Origin of the sequence: Herbidospora cretacea, from assembly GCF_001570605.1 — a bacterium.
Taxonomy (GTDB): Bacteria; Actinomycetota; Actinomycetes; order Streptosporangiales; family Streptosporangiaceae; genus Herbidospora; species Herbidospora cretacea.
The window spans coordinates 94331-114146 of record NZ_BBXG01000003.1 but is presented as its reverse complement, the minus strand read 5'-3'; the positions used below and the strand labels follow the sequence as shown (position 1 = coordinate 114146).

Genomic DNA, 19816 nt, shown 5'->3' with positions numbered 1-19816 from the left:
GCGTGTGAACCGTACGGATCGGCTTTACGCCCTCGTCGAGGAACTGCGGGCCGCCTCGCCCCGGCCCCGGTCTGCCCGGGAGCTGGCCGAGAGGTTCGAGGTCAGCGTGCGCACCATCGAGCGCGACGTGGCCGCGCTCCAGGAGGCCCACGTCCCCATCTACGCCGAGTTCGGCCGCCGCGGCGGCTACGTGCTCGACACCCGCCTGTCGCTTCCCCCGCTCAACTTCACCCCGGAGGAGGCGGTCGCCATCGCGGTCGCCCTCAGCCACGAGGAGTCGCCGTTCGCCGAGCAGGCCAGGAGCGCCCTGCGCAAGGTGATGGCGGCGATGCCCGACGGCGAGGGCGAGCGCGCCAAGGCGCTGGCCGACCGGGTCCAGCTCCTCCGCGACGACGACCGTCCCGCCGACCCGATCGCGAGCGTCATCGACAAGGCCGTCCTGGCGGGCGGGGTGCTCCGGATCGGCTACGCCGACGCCAAGGGCGTGCCGACCGAGCGCGAGGTCGAACCGGGCGTGTTCGTCGGCAACCGCCGCGGCGAGTGGTATCTGGTCGGCTGGTGCCGCTTACGCGAGGCCGTCCGGGTGTTCCGCCTCGACCGCATCGCCGGCGCCGAACCCACGGGCGAACGCGCCCCGGCCCGCCACCCGGCCACCTTCACCTCAGAGGCCGGCGTCCTGCGTCAGCCCGTGCTGAGCTGATCCGGGGCGCCGCCGAAGCCGATCTCGTTGCCGTCGGGGTCGCGGTAGGTCACCTTGCGGACGCCGTTGTCGTAGGTCTCGCGCTGGGCCGGTTCCAGCCCCCGGGCGGTGATGCCGTCGACCAGGGTGTCGAGGTCGCCGGTGAAGATCGTGGCCATCGAGTGACCGGCGCGCGCCGGGAGGAGTTCGATGTAGAGGTAGCGGTGCCCGGCCAGTTCCCAGACGGCCTCCCGATCGTTCGGGAAGAAGGTGGGCGCGCCGCCGAGCAGTCTCTCGTACCAGTCGACGGCCGCCGCGAAGTCGGAGACCGGGATCCCGGCGAACAGATCGAGTTCCATCCGGCCATCCTAGGAACCGCTTCTAGAAATCGAAGACGCTTCCGGTGGCGCCGGACATCACGCAGCGGTTGCCGAAGGTCTTCCGCCAGACGACGAGCCGGCCCTGCCAGGCGCCGAGCGCGATGGCCGTGTGCGGCAGATACTCCTTGGTGCAGATGGCGTCGGGTTTGACGTTGAGCGCCTCGAAACGGCCGCCGGCCCGGCGCAGCTCCGCACACGCCTCGGCGGCGCGCGGATGGGTGCTCCCGGCGCCGTCGCAGACCAGCGTGGTGGTCACCTGCGTCTGACCGTCGACGCTCCTGGCCAGCACGAACGCCGACGGCGTCTCGGCGGCGGCGGGCGTGGCGGTGAGCATGACGAGGGCGGCGGCGAGGACGGTGCGCACGTGATCTCCTTCTGATTCCTTGATCACTACGGACAGTAGCCGCTAATGATCATGGAGTCACGCGCGCCGTGAGCCGTGTCCCGGTCAGCCGGGCAGAGCGGCCGGCAGGCGGATCGTCACGAGCAGGCCGCCGCCCTCGCGCGGGCGGGCCTCCGCCGTGCCGCCGTGGGCGCGGGCGATGGCGCGGACGATGGACAGTCCCAGGCCCGCGCCGCCCGCCGAGCCCGTGCGGTCGGCGTCGAGGCGGATGAAGGGGTCGAACAGGCGGGCCGCCTGGGCGGGGGCGATCTCGCGGCCGGTGTTCTCGACGGTCACGTAGGAGTGGCCGGCGGCGCTGCCCGTCCGGACGGTCACCTGTGCGCGCTGGTCGTTGTAGGCGACCGCGTTGTCGACCAGGTTGCGGATCATGCGCTCCAGCAGGACCCCGTCGCCCACCACCGGGGCGGGCAGCCGCCGGGGCAGCGCGAGGCCGTGGGCGAGCAGGGAGGGTTCGGCGAGGTCGGCGAGGTCGCCGGGCTCCTTGCCCGTCAGGTCGCGCTCGCTCAGGGCCAGGGTCAGCAGGCCCTCGATGAGGCGCTCCTGCCGGGAGTTGGAGGCCAGCAGCTCGTCGCGGACCGGCCGGAGCGACTCGGGGATCGCCCCGTCCGACATGGAGACCTGGAGCAGCGCGCGGTTGATGGCCAGCGGGGTGCGCAGCTCGTGGGAGGCGTTGGCGACGAACCGGCGCTGGCCGTCGAAGGCGTTGTCGAGGCGTTCCAGCATGGAGTCGAAGGTGTCGGCCAGGTCCTTGATCTCGTCGTTCGGCCCGGCCATGGAGATGCGCCGGTGCAGCGTGTCGGTGGACAGGCGGCGGGCCGTCTCGGTGACGCGCTGGAGCGGGTCGAGGGCGCGCCGGGCCACATACCACCCGACCGCCAGCGCGACGAGGCCGACGAGCACGGTGGCCAGCAGCGACCACTGGACCAGGGAGCTCAGCACCGTCGAGTGGTAGTCGTCGATCTGCTTGTTGAAGACGCCGAAGAACAACTGCCGCTTCTCGCCGGAGGGCGACGGCAGCTCGGGCGGGAGCCGGATCAGCAGCCGCTCGCTGAGGCGGCTGCTGACCACGAAGTAGTTGATCAGCACGAGGGCCAGCGCCGCCGCGAAGAACAGGCTCCCGTAGACCAGGGTGAGCCGCCACCTGACCGGCATGCGGTTCACAGGCGGTACCCGGCGCCGGTGATCGTCTCGATGACCGGCGGGTCGCCGAGTTTCCTGCGCAGGGTCATCACGGTCACCCGCACCGAGTTGGTGAAGTAGTTGGCGTTCTCGTCCCAGGCCTTCTCCAGCAGGTCCTCGGCGCTGACCACCGTCCCGCCGGCCCGCAGCAGGATCTCCAGCACGGCGAACTCCTTCGGGCTGAGCCCGACGTAGCGCCCGTCGCGGAACACCTCGCGGCGGGCCGGGTCGAGGGTCACCCCGGCCCGTGCCAGCACCGGCGGGTGGGCCAGCGGCGCCCGGCGGGCCAGCGCCCGGAGCCGGGCGACCAGTTCGGGGAAGTCGAAGGGCTTGGGCAGGTAGTCGTCCGCGCCGATCGACAGGCCCTCGACCTTCGACCGCAGGTCCCCGGCCGCGGTCAGCATGATGATCCGCGCCGGGATCCGCTGCGCGACCAGGCGGCGGCACACGTCGTCGCCGTGCACCGCCGGCAGGTCGCGGTCGAGCACGATGACGTCGTAGTCGTGGGTCATCGCGCGTTCCAGGGCGGCGTCGCCGTCGTGCACGACGTCCACCGCCATCGTCTCTCGCCTCAGCCCGGCCGCCACGACCCGGGCCAGCACCTTCTCGTCCTCGGCCACCAGCACCCGCATGGTCCGCATCCTGCCGGTCGGGGGGTAAACACCGGTTAAGTACTGCTGAGGGCGAGGGTGGGCGACATGCGGGCGGCCCGCATCGCCGGGTAGATCCCGGCGACCGTGCCGACCAGCAGCGTCGCCGCGAGCGCGCCGCCCGGCGCCCAGGCCGGCACCGTCGGGGGCAGCCCCGTCCAGGTCGCGTACGCCACCGTCACCGCCCCGCCGAGAACCGCTCCGGCCACCCCGCCCAGCCCGGAGAGCAGCAGCGACTCGGTGAGGAACTGCCCGCGCACCTGCCCCCGGGTCGCCCCCAGCGAGCGGCGCAGCCCGATCTCGCGACGCCGTTCGAGCACCGAGATGACCATGGTGTTGGCCACCCCGACCCCGCCGACGAGCAGCGCGACCGCGCCGATCCCCAGCAGCAGGTTGGTGAACGCCGAGTCGGCCGCGGCCCGCGCCGCCAGCGCGTCGGACGGACGGCTCACCTCGACCTCCTCCGGGCTCTCCGGCGCCGCCGTGGCCGGGAGGACCGCCCGGACCGCGTCGACCTGGCCGGGGTCGGTGCGCGTGTAGATCGTGGTCGGATGCCGGTCGAAGTCCAGGTACGTCTCCGCCGCCCCGAAGCCGACCAGCGCCGACCGGTCGACCTCGGGCGCCAGCGGCGACGACGCCAGGATCCCGACGACGGTCCACCACCGCCCGCCGATCCACACCTGTCCCCCGGCGGCCCGCACGCCGAGCCGCTCCGAGGCCACCGCGCCGAGCACGACGGCCCGCTGCCGGGCGGTCGCGGCGTTCAGCCAGACGCCGTCGGCGACGCCGGTCTGCAGCGCTCGGAGCAGGTCCAGCGAGGCGGCCCGGGTGGTGAGCCCGGCGGTCCGCCGGGGGTCGATCCGGTCGGTGCGGAAGACGGGCGTCCCGGTGTCGCCGGTCGCGCCCGCGACCTGGACCGGGCCGATGCGCCCGACCATCGCCGGCGCGGTCTCCGGCAGCGAGGTCGGCTCGCCGAACAGGCTCTGGCCGGGGGTGACCCGCAGCAGGTTGGTGCCGAGCCGGTCGAGCTCGGCCAGCAGCTGCGCCTTCGACGAGGAGGAGACGCCGACGACGGCGACCATGGTCGCGATGCCGATGGCGATCCCGAGCGCCGACAGCACCGCCCGCGCGGGCCGGGCCCGCAGCCCGGCCGCGCCGACCCTGACCAGGTCGCCCCAGGTGAGCCGGGCCGGTCGCAGCTCAGCCATCCGACACCACCCTCCCGTCGCGCAGCCTGATCCGGCGCGGCGCGGCGGCGGCCACCTCGGCGTCGTGCGTGATGATCACCACGGTGGTCCCGGCCGCGTTCAGCTCCGCCAGGAGGGCGAGCACGCCGGTTCCGGAGACCGAGTCGAGGTTCCCGGTCGGCTCGTCGGCGAGCAGCAGCGCCGGTTCGCCGACGACGGCGCGGGCGACCGCGACCCGCTGCCGCTCGCCGCCCGACAGCTCGTTCGGCCGGTGGCTCAGGCGATGGCCCAGGCCGACGCGGGTGAGCGCCTCGGCGGCCCTCTCGCGGCGTTCGCGGCGGTTCGTCCCGGCGTACAGAAGGCCGTCGGCGACGTTGTCGAGCGCGCTCACGCCGTCGGCCAGGTGGAACTGCTGGAAGACGAACCCGATGCGCCGGGCCCGCAGCGCCGACAGCTCACGGTCGGAGAGCGCGGCGACGTCGTACCCGGCGATCCTGACCACGCCCTCGGAGGGCCGGTCGAGGGTGCCGATGAGGTGCAGCATGGTCGACTTGCCCGACCCCGAGGGCCCGGCGATGGCGACCAGTTCGCCCGCCTCGACGCGCAGGTCGACGCCGTCGAGGGCGCGGACGCCCCCTGAATAGACCTTGGCGGCCCCGGCCAGTTCGATGACGGCGGTCATTCGGCGGGCACCTCGACCTTCATGCCCTCGGCCAGCCCCGGGCCCTCGATCTCGACCCGACCGGCCGCGAACAGCCCGGTCTCCACGACGACCACCGCGCCCTTGTCGACCTTGACGCCGTAGCCGCCCTCGCGCAGCGCCAGCAGCGCCTCGACCGGCACCGACAGGACGTCCTTCCTGGTCTCGCTGGTCAGGCCGACGTCGACCGGGGCCTGGTCGAACCGGCCGAGCCCGCCCCGGGCGGTGATCTCGACGTCGACCGTCGCCTCCCCGCCCGGCTCGGCGGGCGGCTTCGCGACCGTGCCGATCGAGGTGATCCGTCCTTTTCCGGTACGCCCGTCGGGCATCTCCAGCGTCACCGCCGCGCCCAGCCGGGCGAGCTGCTGGTCGGAGGCGGCGAGGTCGACGTGGACGACGCGCTTGGTGCCGGTGGTGGCGATGACGGACCGCCCGGCCGGCATCCCGGGCTCGGTGGTGACCTCGGCGACCCGGACCGCGCCGGAGGCGATCACCACCTGCTCGGGCCCGACCACCCCGGTCTCGTCGAGGTTCCGGTCCTCCTGCCAGTCCCGTACGGCCGACCGGGTGGACCAGGTGAAGTCGCCGTCGACCGTGCCGGGGTCGTAGCCGAGCGCCTTGAGGTTGCGCTCCAGCTGGAGGACGTCGCGCCCGCTCGTGCCGGTGGTGAGCTCGCGGTACATGGGCATGGTGCCGTACAGGAGGACGACGCTCTTGCCGGAGACGGCGTAGAGCCGCTTCCCCCTGCGGACGACGGCGCCCTCCTCGGGCGTCCAGGTGACCGTGCCGCGGGCGGCGTTGGGCAGTTCGCGGCGGTTCTCGTAGCCGAGCGTGCCGCCGACGGTCTCGGCGTCGGCCAGGTCGCCCCGGGTGATCTCCGCCGTCGCGACGGCGGCCGGGGAGGGCGGCGGGGCCGACCGGTCGAGGGAGGCCGCCGCGACCCCGCCCCCGGCCAGCGCCGCCACCGCCACTCCCCCGGCGAGCAGCCCCTTCCTCACTTCGGTCCCCCGCCGGGCAGGTGCTTCTCGCAGATCTCCCGCGCCTTCTGCGCCTCGGGCGAGTCCATCTCGCCCTTCGGCCCCTTGATCATGACCCGGCCGCCGTCGACCTGCGGGTCGGGCATGTCGACGCCGTTGTCCCGCATGCAGGCGGTGAATTTCTGCACGGCGTCCGCGAACGCCGCGTCGTTCACCCCCGGCCCGCCCCCGATCGGCCGGTATTTCGCGCATTCCTCGTTGGCCTTGTCGACGGTCGCCGGATCGACCCCCTCGCCGACCCGCACCCGGACGGCGTTGCTCCCCGGCTCGGGGTCGGGCACGTCGATGCCGTGCTCCCGCATGCACTGCGCGAACTTCACCCCGTCCCCCGAGGCGCTGGGGCTGGGCGCGGCCGAGGCGGCCCCGCCTCCGGCGGTCGCCACACCGCCCGTCTGAGGGGTTCCACAGGCCGCCAGGAACAGCGGCAGCGCCGCGACGACGGCCATTCCGATTCGTTTCATGTGCGATTTCTAGCGAGGAGCCGTTAAACACCCCTTAAGCGAATTCGCTTATCCGATGTTTATCCGCACGGAAAAGGCCGGCGTGCTCCGGAGAGCGGCCGGCCACTCCGGAGGCGTAACGGAGAATGCCTTTCCCGACGACACGGCCCGCGCCGATGAGCGGTCCCGCGCTACTGCGGCGGCCGGTTGCCGAGCTGGCGGCGGAGCTGCTCCAGCTCGCGCTCCAAGTCGGCGACGTTGCGGTCCTGCGGCTGCGGGACGGGTCCGCCTCCTTGCTGCTGCCCGTAGGGGTTGCCGTGTTGCTGCTGGTAGGCCTGGTAGGGCTGCGACGGCGGGCGGTAGCGCGTCGTGCTCTCGGCCGGGGGCAGCGGGTGGGCCTGCGGCGGCTGGTAGGCCGGGATCTGCTGGGCGGCCTGGTAGGGCGGCGCGCCGTGGTAGACCGGGATCTGGGCGCGCTTCCTCCGCTTGGCGTTCTTCACCAGCAGGCGGAGCAGGACCAGGCCGAGCAGGATCGCCACGATCACGCCGGCGCCGACCAGCAGCCAGAAGCTCGACGACTGCGGCGTCTCGTCCTTGCCGGCCGTGATGGCCTGCTGGGAGTTGGTGATGTACTCGGCGACCCACGGGTGGGTCGGGTGCAGCGCCTGGACCTCGCGGAAGATGGGCAGCGCCTGCGAGTAGTGGTGCAGGAAGAAGGCGTCCAGCGCGGCGTTCCAGCGGGTCGTGGTGGCCGAGGCGGTGGGCTTGATGCCCTTCTCGTTCAGCTTCTCCTTGATGACCGAGACCGGCAGCACGAACGACTCGTTCTCCGAGGCCTCCCCGCCCTGGGACACGGTCCCCGCGATCAGCATGCCGATGACGTCGCCGTCCTTGGAGAACACCGGGCCGCCGGAGTTGCCGTGGTAGGACGGCGCCTGCGTCTGGATGTACGGCACGCCCTTGTCGGTCGTCCGCAGCGCGTTGTACGGCCCCTCGGTCAGCGCCGGGTCGAGCTTCGACTCCAGGCTGAAGAACGGCGTGTTGGTGACCAGCCCGGGGAACCCGCTGATGTAGACCGTCGACCCGACCTGCACGTCGGCGTCGTTCCCGAGCGGCACGGTCGGCAGGTTCTGCTGCCCGTTGACCTTGAGCAGCGCGTAGTCCTTGCCCGGGTAGCTCTCCCCGACGTCGACGAGCTCGGCGACGATGGGCTTGGCGGTCTTGTCGACGCCGCCGCCCGGGTGGGCCTGGACGACCGCGATCTCCTTCTTCAGCCCGTTGACCTGCATGTTGGCCGCGTTGAAGTTGATGAAGAGGTTCTCCGCGAGCTTGATCATCTCTTCGTCGGGAGAGAGGTCCTTGACCATCTCCAGGATGCCCTGCGCGTCCTCCTCGTAGAACTTGGTCAGCGCCTGCTGGGCGAAGACGTCGTTGAGCTCCTTGTCGCCCATCTGGACGCAGTGCGCGCCGGTGACCATGTACCCGTCCGGGGTGACCCACCAGCCGGTGCACATGCCGCCGACCTCGGCGTCCACGACGCGGTTCGGCGTGCCGGGCACGAGGTAGGCGCCCACGTTGGCGTTCATCTGCTCGAACATGTACTTCGCGATGCTGCGCTGGTCCTGCGCGATCTTCCCGGCGAGCACGTCATTGGTGATCTTGTCGACCAGGGCGTAGAGGTTGGCCTCGTTGACGGCCGGGGTCGGGACGCTCACCTGGCCGGTGTAGGTGAGGCTGGTGAGCTGGACGGCGGGGTGGGTCTTCGCGGCGAGCCTGGTGCCGATGGGGACGTCTGGCGTCTCGTCGGCGTACGCGGGAGATGCGGCGAGCACCGACACCGCCGCGGTGGCGACGATGATTTTTCTGAGGTTCACGGAATGATCGTGGGATACGCGCCTTGTCCACCACTTGTGAGTGACTTGGGGTTTCCATTACCCGAGGGATAACCCCAGGGCAGACCCCGTGGCGGCGGCCCCTGGCCCGTTCCTACCGTGGCGGACATGGCCAAAGCCGTCCCTCCCGGGACCGTCACCGTCGGCGGCCGCCCCTTCGTCGCGGCCGTCCTCCCCGATGTGTACGACGCCCGCGACCTCACCTACCGCCCCCTCCTGCGGCCGCTTCCCGACGTGGTGGACAACCGCGCCGGACGGCGGGTCCTCACCCAGGAGGGGGCCTCCTGCACGGGCCACGCCCTCGCCGCCGTCATCGCCTCGGCCCGGCGTGGCCTGGCGGTGAGCCCGTACATGCTCTACCGCCTCGGGCGGCGCTACGACGAGTTCGCCGGCGAGGAGGACGTCGGCTCGTCGCTCCGGGGCGTCCTCAAGGGCTGGCACCGCCACGGCGTGCTCCCCGAGGCGGCCTGGACGACCCCCGAGCCGGACCTCGCCGACCCCCTCGTGGCCGCCGAGGCGGCCAGGATCCCGATGGGCGCCTACTACCGCGTCACCCCCGGACGCCTCGACGACATGCAGTCGGCCATCGAGGAGGCCCGCGCGGTGTGCGTGTCGGCCGTCGTCCACGAGGGCTGGACCCGTCCCGTCGTGGAGAACGGCGCCCACGTCATCCGCCGCCTGAACGGCCACGCGACCCTGGGCGGCCACGCCTTCGCGCTGGTCGGCTACGACGAGACGGGTTTCCTGGTCCAGAACTCCTGGGGCCCCACGTGGGCCGCAGGCGGCTTCGCGACCCTCCCGTACGAGGAATGGCTCGCCACCGCCTACGACGCCTTCGCGGTCCGTCCAGGCGTCCGGGGCACCCCTCTGACCCTCCGCGCCCGCCCGGCGGAGGACGCCCAGACGGGCGCGGCCGGGACGGACCTGGCCCCCCACGTGGTGAACCTCGGGAACGACGGCCGCCTGGCCAAGATCGGCTCCTTCGAGAGCTCGCCCCGCCAGATCGAGGCCGCCCTCACCCGGATGGACGCCGCCCACGACAAGTGGGGCGGCTCCGAGCACCACGTGGTCCTCTACGCGCACGGCGGCCTGACCAGCGGCGGCACCGGCCAGGACATCGCCCGCCGGGACCTCGGCTGGTGGCTGGCCAACCAGGTCTACCCCCTCACCTTCGCCTGGCAGACCGGCGCGACCGAGACCCTCCTCGACCAGCTCGCCGACCTGGCCCGCCGCTTCCTGCCCGCCGGCGGCCCGGCCGAGTGGCTCACCGAACAGGCCGACCGCGCCGTGGAGGTCGTGGCCAGGAGCAGCCTGTCGTGGGCCTGGGACCAGATGAAGCAGAACGCCCGCGCCGCCTCCGCGCCCGTCTCCGGCCCGGTCGACTGGACCGCGACCCGGTCGGCCCAGCCCGGCGCGACCCTGACCGCGCTGGCCCTGAGGAACCACCTGCGCCCCGGCACCCGCGTCCACCTGGTCGGCCACAGCGCCGGTTCGATCTTCCTCGCGGCGCTGGCCGAGCGCCTGGTGGCGGCGGGGGTGCCCATCGCGTCCACGACCTTCCTGGCCCCCGCGATCACCGTGGCGGACTACCGCCGGACCCTGGCGCCCCTGGCCGGCCGGATCGGCCGCTTCACCACCTTCGCCCTGACCGACGAGCGGGAACTCGACGACACGTGCGGCGCCGTCTACCGCAAGTCGATCCTCTACCTGGTCTCCCGCGCCTTCGAACGGCCCGAGCAGCCCGGCGGGGAGGTCCCCCTGCTCGGCATGGCCAAGCACCTGGCGGGGCTCGACCTGCCCCGCGCGCAGGTCGTCCTGTCGGGCACCATGACCCCGATCACCGACCACTGCGCCGCCAGGGGCCACACCGACTTCGACACCGACCCGGCCACCATGACCTCAGCCCTGCTCCGCCTCCTCGGCCGCCAATCCCTGGACGCGACCCTCACGCCCTATCACTGACCGTGTACGGCTGACTCCGCGCCACTGTCACGAGGAACGACGACCAGGGAGCCGAAACCCGTCAGGGCCTCATTTACCGAGCACATCTCGCCATGCCCGATATGCGCATTACGCAGGGAATTGCGTGCATTCGCACGCAACCTCATCAACGCAAGGGTTTGCAGGAGAGCGAAAGCACTGCAGAAACAGCTGTGCCCCGGGTGCGTGCAGAGCAGAGGCAACACCGGGGCTTATACAAGCACGGTATCACGCCGTTGAGAGGAAGTCAGGATGCATGCCGAAGAGGCCACCCGGCTTCATGGAGGGTTGTCCACGACACGTATGAGCGAGTATTTGCTGCGGTGTGGCGGCGATCATGTGGCGGCACTGCGCCTTCACTGCTGGAACACCGAGATCTCGGAGGCGCTCTATGGACCGTTACAGTACTTGGAACTCGCGACGCGCAGCAGTATGACCGCGCGCTTATGCTCACATTTCGGGCGAAACGACTGGTGGGACGATCCACGAGCGAACTTGAACCGCGTTGCGCAGGACAAGGTGTCGGGGGTGAAAGATCAGGCCGCCCGCGGCGCCGCTTTCCGTCCACTGACCATTACCGAAAGTCTCTCTTTCGGTTTCTGGGTCTCGCTGCTGGGGCGGGGCAACGATTATGAGAAACACCTCTGGCGCCCCGCCCTGCACCGGGCGTTTCCTCACTGGGGCGGCAACCGCAGCGGTCTCCACAAGAAGCTCGACTACCTGCGCGTCCTGCGCAACAAGATCGCACACCATGCGCCGATTCATCATCGACATCTCCTGGCCGATCACCTGGGGATCATCGAGTGCCTGGGATACATCGATCCGGGGCTCGCCCGCATGGTCGGGCGCCACAGCCGGTTCCCTGAGGTACTGGCCCGCCGCCCCTGATCACGGCGGCTCAAGATCGGAGACGGGTTTTCACCCGGCGCGACCGGCCCGCCGGATCACTGACCCCGGCGGTTGAATGTGCCCGAAACGAAAAGGCCCCCGAGGGTTCTCGGGGGCCTTCTGAGAGTCGCCTGGGCTAGACGCCCATCGCCTCGGTGTCGTTCGACTCGGCGGTGGTGCCGATCTCGGTGACGCCGTTCTTGAGGTGGTAGCGGGCGATCGCGTCCTTCAGCGTCTCCTGCTTGACCTCACCACGCCTGGCGAGCTGCGTCAGCACCGCGAGGGTGATCGACGCCGCGTCGACGTGGAAGTGGCGGCGCAGCGCCGAGCGCGTGTCGGACAGGCCGAAGCCGTCGGTCCCGAGCGAGCTCCAGTCTCCCGGCACCCACTGCGCGATCTGGTCCTGCACGGCCCTCATGTAGTCGCTGACGCCCACGAACGGCCCCGGCACGTTGGACAGCTTGGTCGTGACGTAGGGCACCTTCTGCTCGGCGTCAGGGTTCAGCAGGTTGAACTCCTCGCACGCGAGGGCGTCGCGCCGCAGCTCCGACCACGAGGTCGTCGACCACACCGAGGCCGCCACGCCCCACTCCTCGGCCAGCATCCGCTGCGCCTCCAGGGCCCAGGGGCCCGCGACGCCGGAGACGAGGATGTTGGCCTTCGGCCCGTCGCCGGTGGCGGGGGCGAAGAGGTAGAGACCCTTGAGCAGGCCCTCGACGTCGAGGTTGGCCGGCTCGGCGGGCTGCTGGTAGGGCTCGTTGTAGACGGTCAGGTAGTAGAAGATGTCCTCGGCGTTCTCGCCGTACATCCTCCGCAGGCCGTCGCGGACGATGTGGGCCACCTCGTAGCCCCAGGCCGGGTCGTAGGACACGGCCGCCGGGTTGGTGGAGGCGATGAGCGGCGTGTGGCCGTCTTCGTGCTGGAGGCCCTCGCCGTTCAGGGTCGTGCGGCCCGCGGTGGCGCCGAGCAGGAAGCCCCGGCCCATCTGGTCGGCCAGCTGCCACATCTGGTCGGCCGTGCGCTGCCAGCCGAACATCGAGTAGAAGATGTAGACCGGGATCATGTGCTCGCCGTGGGTGGCGTACGCCGAGCCGACCGCGATCGTGGAGGCCATCGAGCCCGACTCGGTGATGCCCTCGTGGAGGATCTGACCCTCGGTCGACTCCTTGTAGGACAGCAGCAGGTCGCGGTCGACGGCCTCGTAGGTCTGGCCGTAGGGCGAGTAGATCTTCGCCGTCGGGAACATCGCGTCGATGCCGAAGGTGCGGGCCTCGTCGGGGATGATCGGCACGAACCGGTGGCCGATCTCCTTGTCGCGCATGAGGTCCTTGAGCAGCCGGACGAACGCCATGGTGGTGGCGACGTTCTGCTTGCCCGAACCCTTGGAGAGCTGCTTGTAGGCGTCGTCGCCGGGCAGCTTCAGGGTCTTGGCGCGCACTACTCGCTTCGGCAGGAAACCGCCCAGCGCGTGGCGGCGCTCCTTCATGTAGGCGATCTCGTCGCTGTCGGCGCCCGGGTGGAAGTAGGGCGGCAGGTCGCCTTCGAGGTCCTTGTCCGGGATCGGAAGGTAGAGCCGGTCGCGGAACTCCTTGAGCTCCGCCTTGCTCAGCTTCTTCATCTGGTGGGTGGCGTTGCGCGCCTCGAAGTCCTTGCCCAGCGTCCAGCCCTTGATCGTCTGAGCCAGGATGACCGTCGGCTGGCCGACGTGGTCACGGGCCGACTTGAAGGCCGCGTAGACCTTGCGGTAGTCGTGGCCGCCGCGCGACAGCTTGCGGATGTCGTCGTCGGACAGGTGCTCGACCATCTTGCGCAGGCGCGGGTCACCGCCGAAGAAGTGATCCCGGATGTAGGCGCCGTTCTCGACCGAGTAGGTCTGGAACTGGCCGTCGGGCGTGGTGTTCATCTGGTTGACCAGGACGCCGTCGACGTCGGCCGCGAGCAGCGGGTCCCAGTCGCGGCCCCAGACGACCTTGATGACGTTCCAGCCGGCGCCCCTGAAGTAGGACTCCAGCTCCTGGATGATCTTGCCGTTGCCCCGGACCGGGCCGTCGAGCCGCTGCAGGTTGCAGTTGATGACGAAGGTCAGGTTGTCGAGCTCCTCGCGGGCCGCGAGACCGATGGCGCCGAGCGACTCGGGCTCGTCCATCTCGCCGTCGCCGAGGAACGCCCACACGTGGCTGCGCGAGGTGTCCTTGATCTTGCGGTCCTCCAGGTAGCGGTTGAACCGCGCCTGGTAGATCGCGCCGATCGGGCCCAGCCCCATGGAGACCGTGGGGAACTCCCAGAAGTCGTTCATGAGTCGCGGGTGAGGATAGGACGGCAGGCCCTTGAACCCGTGGGACAGCTCCTGCCGGAAGGCGTCGAGCTGGGTCTCGCTGAGGCGGCCCTCCAGGAAGGCGCGCGCGTAGATCCCCGGGGCCGCGTGGCCCTGGAAGAACACCTGGTCGCCCGACTCGCCGTGGTCCTTGCCCCGGAAGAAGTGGTTGAAGCCCACTTCGTAGAGCGAGGCGGCCGAGGCGTAGGTGGCGATGTGGCCGCCCACGTTGGTGCGGGCGTTGGCCCGGGTCACCATGATCGCGGCGTTCCACCGGATGTACGCGCGGATGCGCCGCTCGACGTATTCGTCGCCGGGGAACCAGGGTTCGCGCTCGGGAGCGATCGTGTTGATGTAGTCGGTGCTGCGCAGCCCCGGGACGCCGACCTGATGCTCTCGCGCCCGTTCAAGCAGGCGGAGCATCAGGTAGCGCGCTCGGGTTCGCCCCTCCGTCTTGACGACGTTGTCGAGCGACTCAAGCCACTCCTGGGTCTCGCTTGGATCGACATCAGGAAACTGGCTGGGTAGGCCGTCACTGATGATCGAGAAACGCTGGCGTCCGGAAGCCACTGGGTCTCGCCTTCCGAGAATGGACTTTTGTCGGTCTAGGGTTCGGGTTCCATCCTGGCTGGTCCCTACGGAAGATGCATCTCTACCGTGGGGTAACCGGGGTGGTCTATGGGTCTAGACCACCGATGGTAGGACGATTTTCGCCCAAGCTCGCACATCCTGCCACCGCCGGGTGTGCTCACTTCGTCAGCGTAACGTTTTGACCTAGGTTGTCCCTCACCTGGTCGCGCGGTGCCGAATAACGGGCAGGCCGCACCTTAGTATCCCGATGTGAGATCTCAGGTCATCGAGGTGCGGACGGGCTCCCGGGAACGGGTGCACGACATCACCGCGGAGTGCGCGAGGTTCGCCGAGGAATGCGGGGGCGACGGCCTTCTCAACGTCTTCGTGCCTCACGCCACGGCGGGCGTGGCGCTGATCGAACTGGGCGCCGGCAGCGACGACGACCTGCTGGCGGCGCTGGGCGACCTGCTCCCGGCCGACGACCGCTGGCGGCACGCCCACGGCTCCCGGGGCCACGGGCGCTCCCATGTGATGCCGGCCCTGATTCCGCCCTATGCGACGGTGCCCGTCATCGGGGGGCGGCTGGCGCTGGGCACCTGGCAGTCGATCGCCGTCGTGGATCTCAACGTGGACAACAGGGAACGGAGTGTCCGTTTGTCCTATTTGTCCGAATCGTAGATAACGGTGCGGGTCACTGACCGTGGCGACCGTTGACGACGATGGGTCACAGCGTGTGGACTGTGCCGAACGATACCCGCAGCGGTTTTCCAGCGGGGTCGATCCGAGCAGGAGGGATGAGAGTGAGCGCGACCGCGGGTCAGGCGCAGGGCGAGCGCGGCCTGGCCGAACGACTCGGCCTCAAGCCGGGTCAGGTGGTGCAGGAGGTCGGCTGGGACGAGGACAGCGACGAAGAGCTTCGTCAGTCCATCGAGGAGCTGACCGGCAACGAGATGGTCGACGAGGACTTCGAAGAAGTCGTCGACGTGGTGCTGCTGTGGTATCGCGACGGGGACGACGATCTGTTCGATGTCCTGAGCGACGTCATGACCTCCCTGGCTGACGGCGGCCAGATCTGGCTGCTGACGCCGAAGGCGGCCCGTCCCGGCCACGTCGAACCGAGCGACATCGGCGAGGACGCCACGACCGCCGGTCTGGCGCAGACCAGCAGCATCAGCGCGGCCAAGGACTGGTCGGGCACGAGACTCGTCTTCAAGGGCCGCCGCTAGGCGGTGGAGCCCCACCTGCCGTACGGCCGCCGCCGTACGGCAGGATCACTACGGGCGGAGCGATCATGGACATGCTGACCGCCGGGTCATTCGCGCCCGATTTCGAGCTGAGCGACCAGCACGGCACGCCGATCCGGCTCTCCGGCCTGCGCGGCCGGAACGTCCTGCTGGTCTTCTTCCCGTTCGCCTTCACCGGGGTGTGCCAGGGCGAACTCCACGACCTCGCCGGATTCGGCGGTGACGCGGAGGTCCTGGCCGTCTCGGTCGACTCCACGTTCGCCCAGCGGGCCTGGGCCGACCGGGAGCGTTTCGACGTCACACTGCTCTCGGACTTCTGGCCCCACGGTCAGGTCGCGCGTCTTTATGGTGTTTTCGACGAGGTGAAGGGGGCCGCCTCCCGGGGGACCTTCGTCATCGACGGCCAGGGCGTGGTGCGCTGGACGGTCGCGACCGCGATCGGGCAGCCGCGCGACGTCGCGGAATACCGGAAAGTCCTCAGCGAGCTGTAGGGGGAGGCCGACATGCCCTGCTACCGATGCGGGGCCCGGCAGACCGACCCGGTTCGTGGCGCGAGCCCGTGGAAGCGCGGGGTCAGCGCCGACGCCCAGGTCCTGATCTGCCCGGAATGCCAGCGATCGCACGACCTCGACCTCGACACGTGCTCCTCGTGCGCCTCGACGGCCCTGATCTGCCGCCTCGGTGAGGTCGAGTGCCGCTCCTGCGGCCACGTCCGCAGCGCGGGCGAGGGGCAGGGCGGGGGGCAGGGCGAGTGCCTGCCGAAGAGGCCGTCCGTGCCCGCCGATCTCGCGGCGGAGGTGGAGGCGGCCCTGTCTCGCGTACTCGGCCGGTCGTGAGATTAGATGTCCGGATGAGTTACGTGGTCGCCCTTGATGTGGGCGGAACATCGATGAAGGGCGGCCTCGTCAGCGAATCGGGCGAGGTGACCGTTTTCCCCGGTCGCCCGACCAGGCGCGACGACGGGCCGGACACCGTGGTCGCCGACATCAGGGACTACGTGGCCGAACTGGCCTCGCAGCACGCCGAGCCCCCGATCGGGGTGGGCGTGGCCGTGCCCGGCATCGTCGACTCCGGCACCGCGCTGTTCTCGGCCAACATCGGCTGGCGTGACGTCCCGGCGGCCGCGTTCGTGCCCGAGGGGCTGCCGGTCCGGCTGGGCCACGACGTGCAGACGGCCGGTCTGGCCGAGAGCGTCTTCGGGGCCGGGCGCGACGTGACCGACTTCCTCTTCCTCCCCATCGGCACGGGTATCGCGGGCGCCCTGATCATCAAGGGCGAGCCCTACGGGGGCGTCAACGGCTGGGGCGGCGAGATCGGCCACACCCCCGTGTGGCCCGACGGCGAGCGCTGCGCCTGCGGCCAGACCGGCTGCCTGGAGACCTACGCCTCGGCGGCGTCGCTGGGCCGCCGCTACACCGAGCGCACCGGCAAACCGGCCACCGCCGTCGACGTGATGTCCAACGCGGCCACCGACCCCCATGCCTACGCCGTGCTGGCCGAGGCCGTCGAGGCGCTGTCGATCTCCCTGGCGTCGTACACGCTGCTCATGGACCCGGCGATGATCGTGATCGGCGGCGGCCTCGGCGAGGCCGGCGAGGCCCTGCTGATGCCGCTGCGCGACCGGATGACCGAGCGCCTGAGCTTCCGCAAGCCCCCGCCGCTGCGCCAGACGGCACTGGGCGTGCGCGCCGGGATGCTGGGAGCGGGCATTCTTGGCTGGCGCGCGGCGGGCGTGCAGGACTGGGCGCCTCAGCTGGACCTGTAGTCGGTGCAGGTACGGGCGGGTTGTCGAGGGCCGCACCCCCGGCCGGCGCCTCAGCTCGACCTGTAGTCGGTGCATGTACGCGCGGGTTGTCGAGGGCCGACCCCCGGCCGGCGGCCTCAGCTCGATCTGTAGTCGGTGTACGTGTACGGGTTGTCGAGAATCTTGGTCTCCGGGATGTCGGGGTTCATTCCGGAGAGCCACGAATCGCCCAGTTCGCCCTGGAGGTAGTCGACCGTCTGGGCGACGGCGGCGCGGGCCTTGGCGATGCCGTCGACCTTGCCGTCGCGCTTGACCACCTCGCCGTTGACGACGACGGTGTGCACGTCGCCGCGCTGGGCCTGGAAGGCCACGTGGCCATAGGGGTTGAGGATCGGGAACATGACCGGCGAGTCGTCGTTCTTGATCAGGACGATGTCGGCCTTCTTCCCCGGCTCCAGGCTGCCGATCTTGTCCGACAGGCCGAGCGCGGCGGCCCCGCCTCGGGTGGCCCATTCGACGACCTGCTCGGCCCGCAGGTGGCAGTGGGTGACGGTCTCCGACCTCAGGTGGGCCTCCAGGTGCTCCCGTGACCGGTCGGCGCCCAGGGTGGAGCGCATCGCGGAGAACAGGTCGCCGCTCCACCACACGCTGGTGTCCATCGACAGCGACACGGGGATGCCGTGGTGGCGCAGCTGCCACGTGGGCGGATAGCCCTGCCCGGCGCTCTGCTCGCTCTCGGTGGAGACCGAGACCGACCCGCCGGTGGCGGCGATCCGGTGGTAGGAGTCGGCCGAGAGCGTGGCGGCGTGGACGTAGACGGTCTCGGGGGTCATGAAGCCGTTCTCGTACATGAGCCGGATGCCGTCGTCGTTGGTCGCGCCCCAGACGCCCGCGTGGGTGGTCACGGGCAGGCCGAGGTCGCGGGCGGCCTCGAAGGCGGCCTTCTCGGGGAAGGCGGGGTCACCGGTGACGTCGAAGGCGAGCTGGAGGCCCAGCATGTCGTCCCAGGACCGCCGGCCGATGAAGTTCCGCAGGTCGGCCGAGGGCGCCCAGTCCCAGGGGGCCTGCTGGATGTTGCCGTACGCGAGCACGAAACGCCCCGGGACCTCCTGGAGGGCGTCGGCCGCCGCCTCGGCGTGGTCGACGGTCTGGAGTCCGTGTGACCAGTCGACGGTGGTGGTGACCCCGGCGTCGAGGGCCTCGACGGCGCCGAGGAGGTTGCCGGCGTAGATGTCCTGGGGGCGGAACCTCCGGCCCCATTCGAGGTAGTACCAGACGAAGTACTGGGTCAGCGTCCAGTCGGCGCCGTAGCCGCGCATCGCGGTCTGCCACAGGTGGCGGTGGGTGTCGATCATGCCGGGCAGGACGATCCCGCCGGCCGCGTCGATCTCCTCGGTGCCCTCGGGGACCGCGAGGTCGGGCCCGACGGCGGCGATGGTCTCCCCGTCGGCCAGCACGTCGCCGCGCGCGAGCACGGTGCGCCGGTCGTCCATGGTCAGCACGAGTCCGTTGCGGAGGACGATGGGCATAAGACTGCCTCCCAGAATCGCGGACCACTGTCCGCCTGGCGGTCGCAGAAACGTGAATGCAACAATGCGAGCCCCCTCGGCCGATGTCAAGGCACTCGGGGCGGTCTAAAGTCGACGGCATGCCACGCAAGGACACCGGGCCCGACTTCATCGAAGCCCTGGCGAGGGGCCTCGACGTGATCAAGGCGTTCGGCCCGCGCCAGCGGATGATGACCCTGACCGAGGTCGCCACCGCGACCGGACTGGCCCGCCCGACCGCCCGCCGCATCCTGCTGACGCTGGAGGAGCTGGGGTACGTCCGGGCCGCCGAGGGCGGGTTCGCGCTGACGCCCCGGGTGCTGGAGCTGGGGGTCGCCTACGTCCACTCGATGGGCCTGTGGGAGATCGCCCGCCCCCACCTGGAGCAGTTGTCGGCGCTGACGCGCGAGTCGTGCTCGATCGCCCAGCTCGACGGCTCCGACATCGTCTATGTGGCGCGGGTGGCGGTCCCCAAGATCGTGACGCTGTCGGTCAGCATCGGGACCAGGTTCCCCGCCCTCCAGACCTCGCTCGGCAAGGTCCTGCTGGCCGCGCTCCCGGCGGCCGAGGCCGACGCGGTGCTGGAACTGCCGAGCCAGTCGGGCATCACGCCGCGCTGGCGGCCCACGGCCGAGGAGCGCCACGCGGCGCTGCGCGCGGTCAGGGCCAGCGGGTGGGCGGTGACCGACGAGCAGCTCGCGCCGGGCATCCGGTCGGTGGCCGCGCCCCTGCGCGACGGCCACGGCCGGGTGATCGCGGCGATCAACGTGAACGCCCACTCGGCCGAGACCTCGATGGAGACGCTCACCGGCGACTTCCTCCCCGCCCTGCTCCGCACGGCCGGCGCGATCGGCGCCGACGTGGCCCTCCACGAGTCGATCCCCCAGTCGACCACCCAGGTCCCTGCTTGACACGACCTTCGCCGCCCGACAAGACTCGGGATCGCGGACACCTGTCCGCCACACGGACGAAGGGACCT

The 19816-nt window shown here is 70.8% G+C and carries 20 protein-coding genes; 9 read left to right on the top strand and 11 right to left on the bottom strand.

Annotation, left to right across the window (positions count from 1 at the left end; all coding sequences use genetic code 11):
* The first annotated feature begins 4 nt into the window (after positions 1 to 4).
* A complete protein-coding gene (locus AW270_RS06415) occupies positions 5 to 700 on the top strand; it encodes a helix-turn-helix transcriptional regulator (RefSeq protein ID WP_061291684.1) in 696 nt (231 codons plus the stop codon).
* Here AW270_RS06415 and AW270_RS06410 read toward each other — a convergent pair.
* From AW270_RS06410 to AW270_RS06370, 9 genes are all read right to left on the bottom strand, one after another.
* Positions 682 to 1038 carry a VOC family protein gene (locus AW270_RS06410; protein WP_061291682.1) on the bottom strand — a complete coding sequence of 119 codons (357 nt, stop codon included), beginning with the start codon at positions 1036 to 1038 and terminating at the stop codon, positions 682 to 684. The genes AW270_RS06415 and AW270_RS06410 overlap by 19 nt on opposite strands.
* Before the next feature lie 22 nt (positions 1039 to 1060).
* Positions 1061 to 1423, bottom strand: coding sequence for an SSI family serine proteinase inhibitor (locus AW270_RS06405; RefSeq protein WP_061291680.1), 363 nt, complete (start codon positions 1421 to 1423; stop codon positions 1061 to 1063).
* Positions 1424 to 1507: 84 nt separating this feature from the next.
* Positions 1508 to 2614 carry an ATP-binding protein gene (locus AW270_RS06400; protein WP_082801387.1) on the bottom strand — a complete coding sequence of 369 codons (1107 nt, stop codon included), beginning with the start codon at positions 2612 to 2614 and terminating at the stop codon, positions 1508 to 1510.
* 5 nt (positions 2615 to 2619) lie between these two features.
* Positions 2620 to 3273: a response regulator transcription factor gene (locus AW270_RS06395; RefSeq protein WP_061291676.1), complete on the bottom strand. Its 654-nt coding sequence runs from the start codon at positions 3271 to 3273 to the stop codon at positions 2620 to 2622.
* A gap of 35 nt (positions 3274 to 3308) precedes the next feature.
* Positions 3309 to 4499 (bottom strand): ABC transporter permease, encoded by a 1191-nt coding sequence (locus tag AW270_RS06390; RefSeq protein ID WP_061291674.1) that lies wholly within the window; start codon positions 4497 to 4499, stop codon positions 3309 to 3311.
* The gene (locus AW270_RS06385; protein ID WP_061291672.1) at positions 4492 to 5160 is read right to left on the bottom strand and encodes an ABC transporter ATP-binding protein; all 669 of its coding nucleotides are present in this window, start codon (positions 5158 to 5160) and stop codon (positions 4492 to 4494) included. Before AW270_RS06385 ends, AW270_RS06390 begins: the two co-directional genes overlap by 8 nt.
* Entirely contained in the window at positions 5157 to 6176 is a 1020-nt protein-coding gene (locus tag AW270_RS06380) for a peptidoglycan-binding protein (protein WP_245674588.1), read from the bottom strand. Before AW270_RS06380 ends, AW270_RS06385 begins: the two co-directional genes overlap by 4 nt.
* A complete protein-coding gene (locus tag AW270_RS41035; RefSeq protein ID WP_063819118.1) occupies positions 6173 to 6676 on the bottom strand; it encodes a hypothetical protein in 504 nt (167 codons plus the stop codon). The genes AW270_RS06380 and AW270_RS41035 overlap by 4 nt, the downstream gene beginning before the upstream one ends.
* Positions 6677 to 6846: 170 nt before the next feature.
* The gene (locus AW270_RS06370) at positions 6847 to 8529 is read right to left on the bottom strand and encodes a S1 family peptidase (RefSeq protein WP_061291668.1); all 1683 of its coding nucleotides are present in this window, start codon (positions 8527 to 8529) and stop codon (positions 6847 to 6849) included.
* A gap of 126 nt (positions 8530 to 8655) precedes the next feature.
* Between AW270_RS06370 and AW270_RS06365 the strand changes: the two genes are divergently transcribed.
* On the top strand, positions 8656 to 10509 hold the full coding sequence (locus AW270_RS06365; RefSeq protein ID WP_061291666.1) for a C1 family peptidase: 1854 nt from the start codon (positions 8656 to 8658) through the stop codon (positions 10507 to 10509).
* Between the two features lie 270 nt (positions 10510 to 10779).
* Positions 10780 to 11415, top strand: a complete 636-nt coding sequence (locus AW270_RS38515; RefSeq protein WP_061291664.1) for an Abi family protein — start codon at positions 10780 to 10782, stop codon at positions 11413 to 11415.
* A gap of 136 nt (positions 11416 to 11551) precedes the next feature.
* On the opposite strand, the gene aceE is transcribed toward AW270_RS38515, so the two are convergent.
* A complete protein-coding gene (gene aceE, locus AW270_RS06355) occupies positions 11552 to 14299 on the bottom strand; it encodes a pyruvate dehydrogenase (acetyl-transferring), homodimeric type (RefSeq protein WP_061291662.1) in 2748 nt (915 codons plus the stop codon).
* 270 nt (positions 14300 to 14569) lie between these two features.
* Here aceE and AW270_RS06350 point away from each other — a divergent pair, with 270 nt between their 5' ends.
* The 5 genes from AW270_RS06350 (at position 14570) to AW270_RS06330 (ending at position 17311) form a co-directional block, all read left to right on the top strand.
* A complete protein-coding gene (locus AW270_RS06350) occupies positions 14570 to 14980 on the top strand; it encodes a secondary thiamine-phosphate synthase enzyme YjbQ (RefSeq protein ID WP_082801354.1) in 411 nt (136 codons plus the stop codon).
* A 122-nt stretch (positions 14981 to 15102) separates the two neighbouring features.
* The gene (locus AW270_RS06345; RefSeq protein ID WP_174549852.1) at positions 15103 to 15528 is read left to right on the top strand and encodes a DUF3052 domain-containing protein; all 426 of its coding nucleotides are present in this window, start codon (positions 15103 to 15105) and stop codon (positions 15526 to 15528) included.
* A 65-nt stretch (positions 15529 to 15593) separates the two neighbouring features.
* On the top strand, positions 15594 to 16037 hold the full coding sequence (locus AW270_RS06340; RefSeq protein WP_061291658.1) for a peroxiredoxin: 444 nt from the start codon (positions 15594 to 15596) through the stop codon (positions 16035 to 16037).
* A 12-nt stretch (positions 16038 to 16049) separates the two neighbouring features.
* Entirely contained in the window at positions 16050 to 16382 is a 333-nt protein-coding gene (locus AW270_RS06335; RefSeq protein ID WP_061291655.1) for a hypothetical protein, read from the top strand.
* Between the two features lie 14 nt (positions 16383 to 16396).
* The gene (locus tag AW270_RS06330) at positions 16397 to 17311 is read left to right on the top strand and encodes an ROK family protein (protein WP_061291653.1); all 915 of its coding nucleotides are present in this window, start codon (positions 16397 to 16399) and stop codon (positions 17309 to 17311) included.
* 116 nt (positions 17312 to 17427) lie between these two features.
* Here the strand turns inward: AW270_RS06330 and AW270_RS06325 are convergent, their stop codons facing one another.
* A complete protein-coding gene (locus AW270_RS06325; protein ID WP_157521735.1) occupies positions 17428 to 18819 on the bottom strand; it encodes an amidohydrolase family protein in 1392 nt (463 codons plus the stop codon).
* A gap of 119 nt (positions 18820 to 18938) precedes the next feature.
* On the opposite strand from AW270_RS06325, the gene AW270_RS06320 reads away from it, so the two are divergent.
* Positions 18939 to 19748 (top strand): IclR family transcriptional regulator domain-containing protein, encoded by an 810-nt coding sequence (locus tag AW270_RS06320; RefSeq protein ID WP_061291651.1) that lies wholly within the window; start codon positions 18939 to 18941, stop codon positions 19746 to 19748.
* Positions 19749 to 19816: the final 68 nt, after the last annotated feature.

Excerpts from the sequence above, each read along its gene's own strand:
- AW270_RS06410 (WP_061291682.1), bottom strand. The coding sequence starts at position 1,038 with ATGGAACTCGATCTGTTCGCCGGGATCCCGGTCTCCGACTTCGCGGCG.
- AW270_RS06365 (WP_061291666.1), top strand. The coding sequence starts at position 8,656 with ATGGCCAAAGCCGTCCCTCCCGGGACCGTCACCGTCGGCGGCCGCCCC.
- AW270_RS38515 (WP_061291664.1), top strand. The coding sequence starts at position 10,780 with ATGCATGCCGAAGAGGCCACCCGGCTTCATGGAGGGTTGTCCACGACA.
- AW270_RS06330 (WP_061291653.1), top strand. The coding sequence starts at position 16,397 with ATGAGTTACGTGGTCGCCCTTGATGTGGGCGGAACATCGATGAAGGGC.
- AW270_RS06320 (WP_061291651.1), top strand. The coding sequence starts at position 18,939 with ATGCCACGCAAGGACACCGGGCCCGACTTCATCGAAGCCCTGGCGAGG.
- AW270_RS06395 (WP_061291676.1), bottom strand. The coding sequence starts at position 3,273 with ATGCGGGTGCTGGTGGCCGAGGACGAGAAGGTGCTGGCCCGGGTCGTG.
- AW270_RS06335 (WP_061291655.1), top strand. The coding sequence starts at position 16,050 with ATGCCCTGCTACCGATGCGGGGCCCGGCAGACCGACCCGGTTCGTGGC.
- AW270_RS06400 (WP_082801387.1), bottom strand. The coding sequence starts at position 2,614 with ATGCCGGTCAGGTGGCGGCTCACCCTGGTCTACGGGAGCCTGTTCTTC.
- AW270_RS06340 (WP_061291658.1), top strand. The coding sequence starts at position 15,594 with ATGGACATGCTGACCGCCGGGTCATTCGCGCCCGATTTCGAGCTGAGC.
- AW270_RS06325 (WP_157521735.1), bottom strand. The coding sequence starts at position 18,819 with ATGCCCATCGTCCTCCGCAACGGACTCGTGCTGACCATGGACGACCGG.
- AW270_RS41035 (WP_063819118.1), bottom strand. The coding sequence starts at position 6,676 with ATGAAACGAATCGGAATGGCCGTCGTCGCGGCGCTGCCGCTGTTCCTG.
- AW270_RS06390 (WP_061291674.1), bottom strand. The coding sequence starts at position 4,499 with ATGGCTGAGCTGCGACCGGCCCGGCTCACCTGGGGCGACCTGGTCAGG.
- AW270_RS06385 (WP_061291672.1), bottom strand. The coding sequence starts at position 5,160 with ATGACCGCCGTCATCGAACTGGCCGGGGCCGCCAAGGTCTATTCAGGG.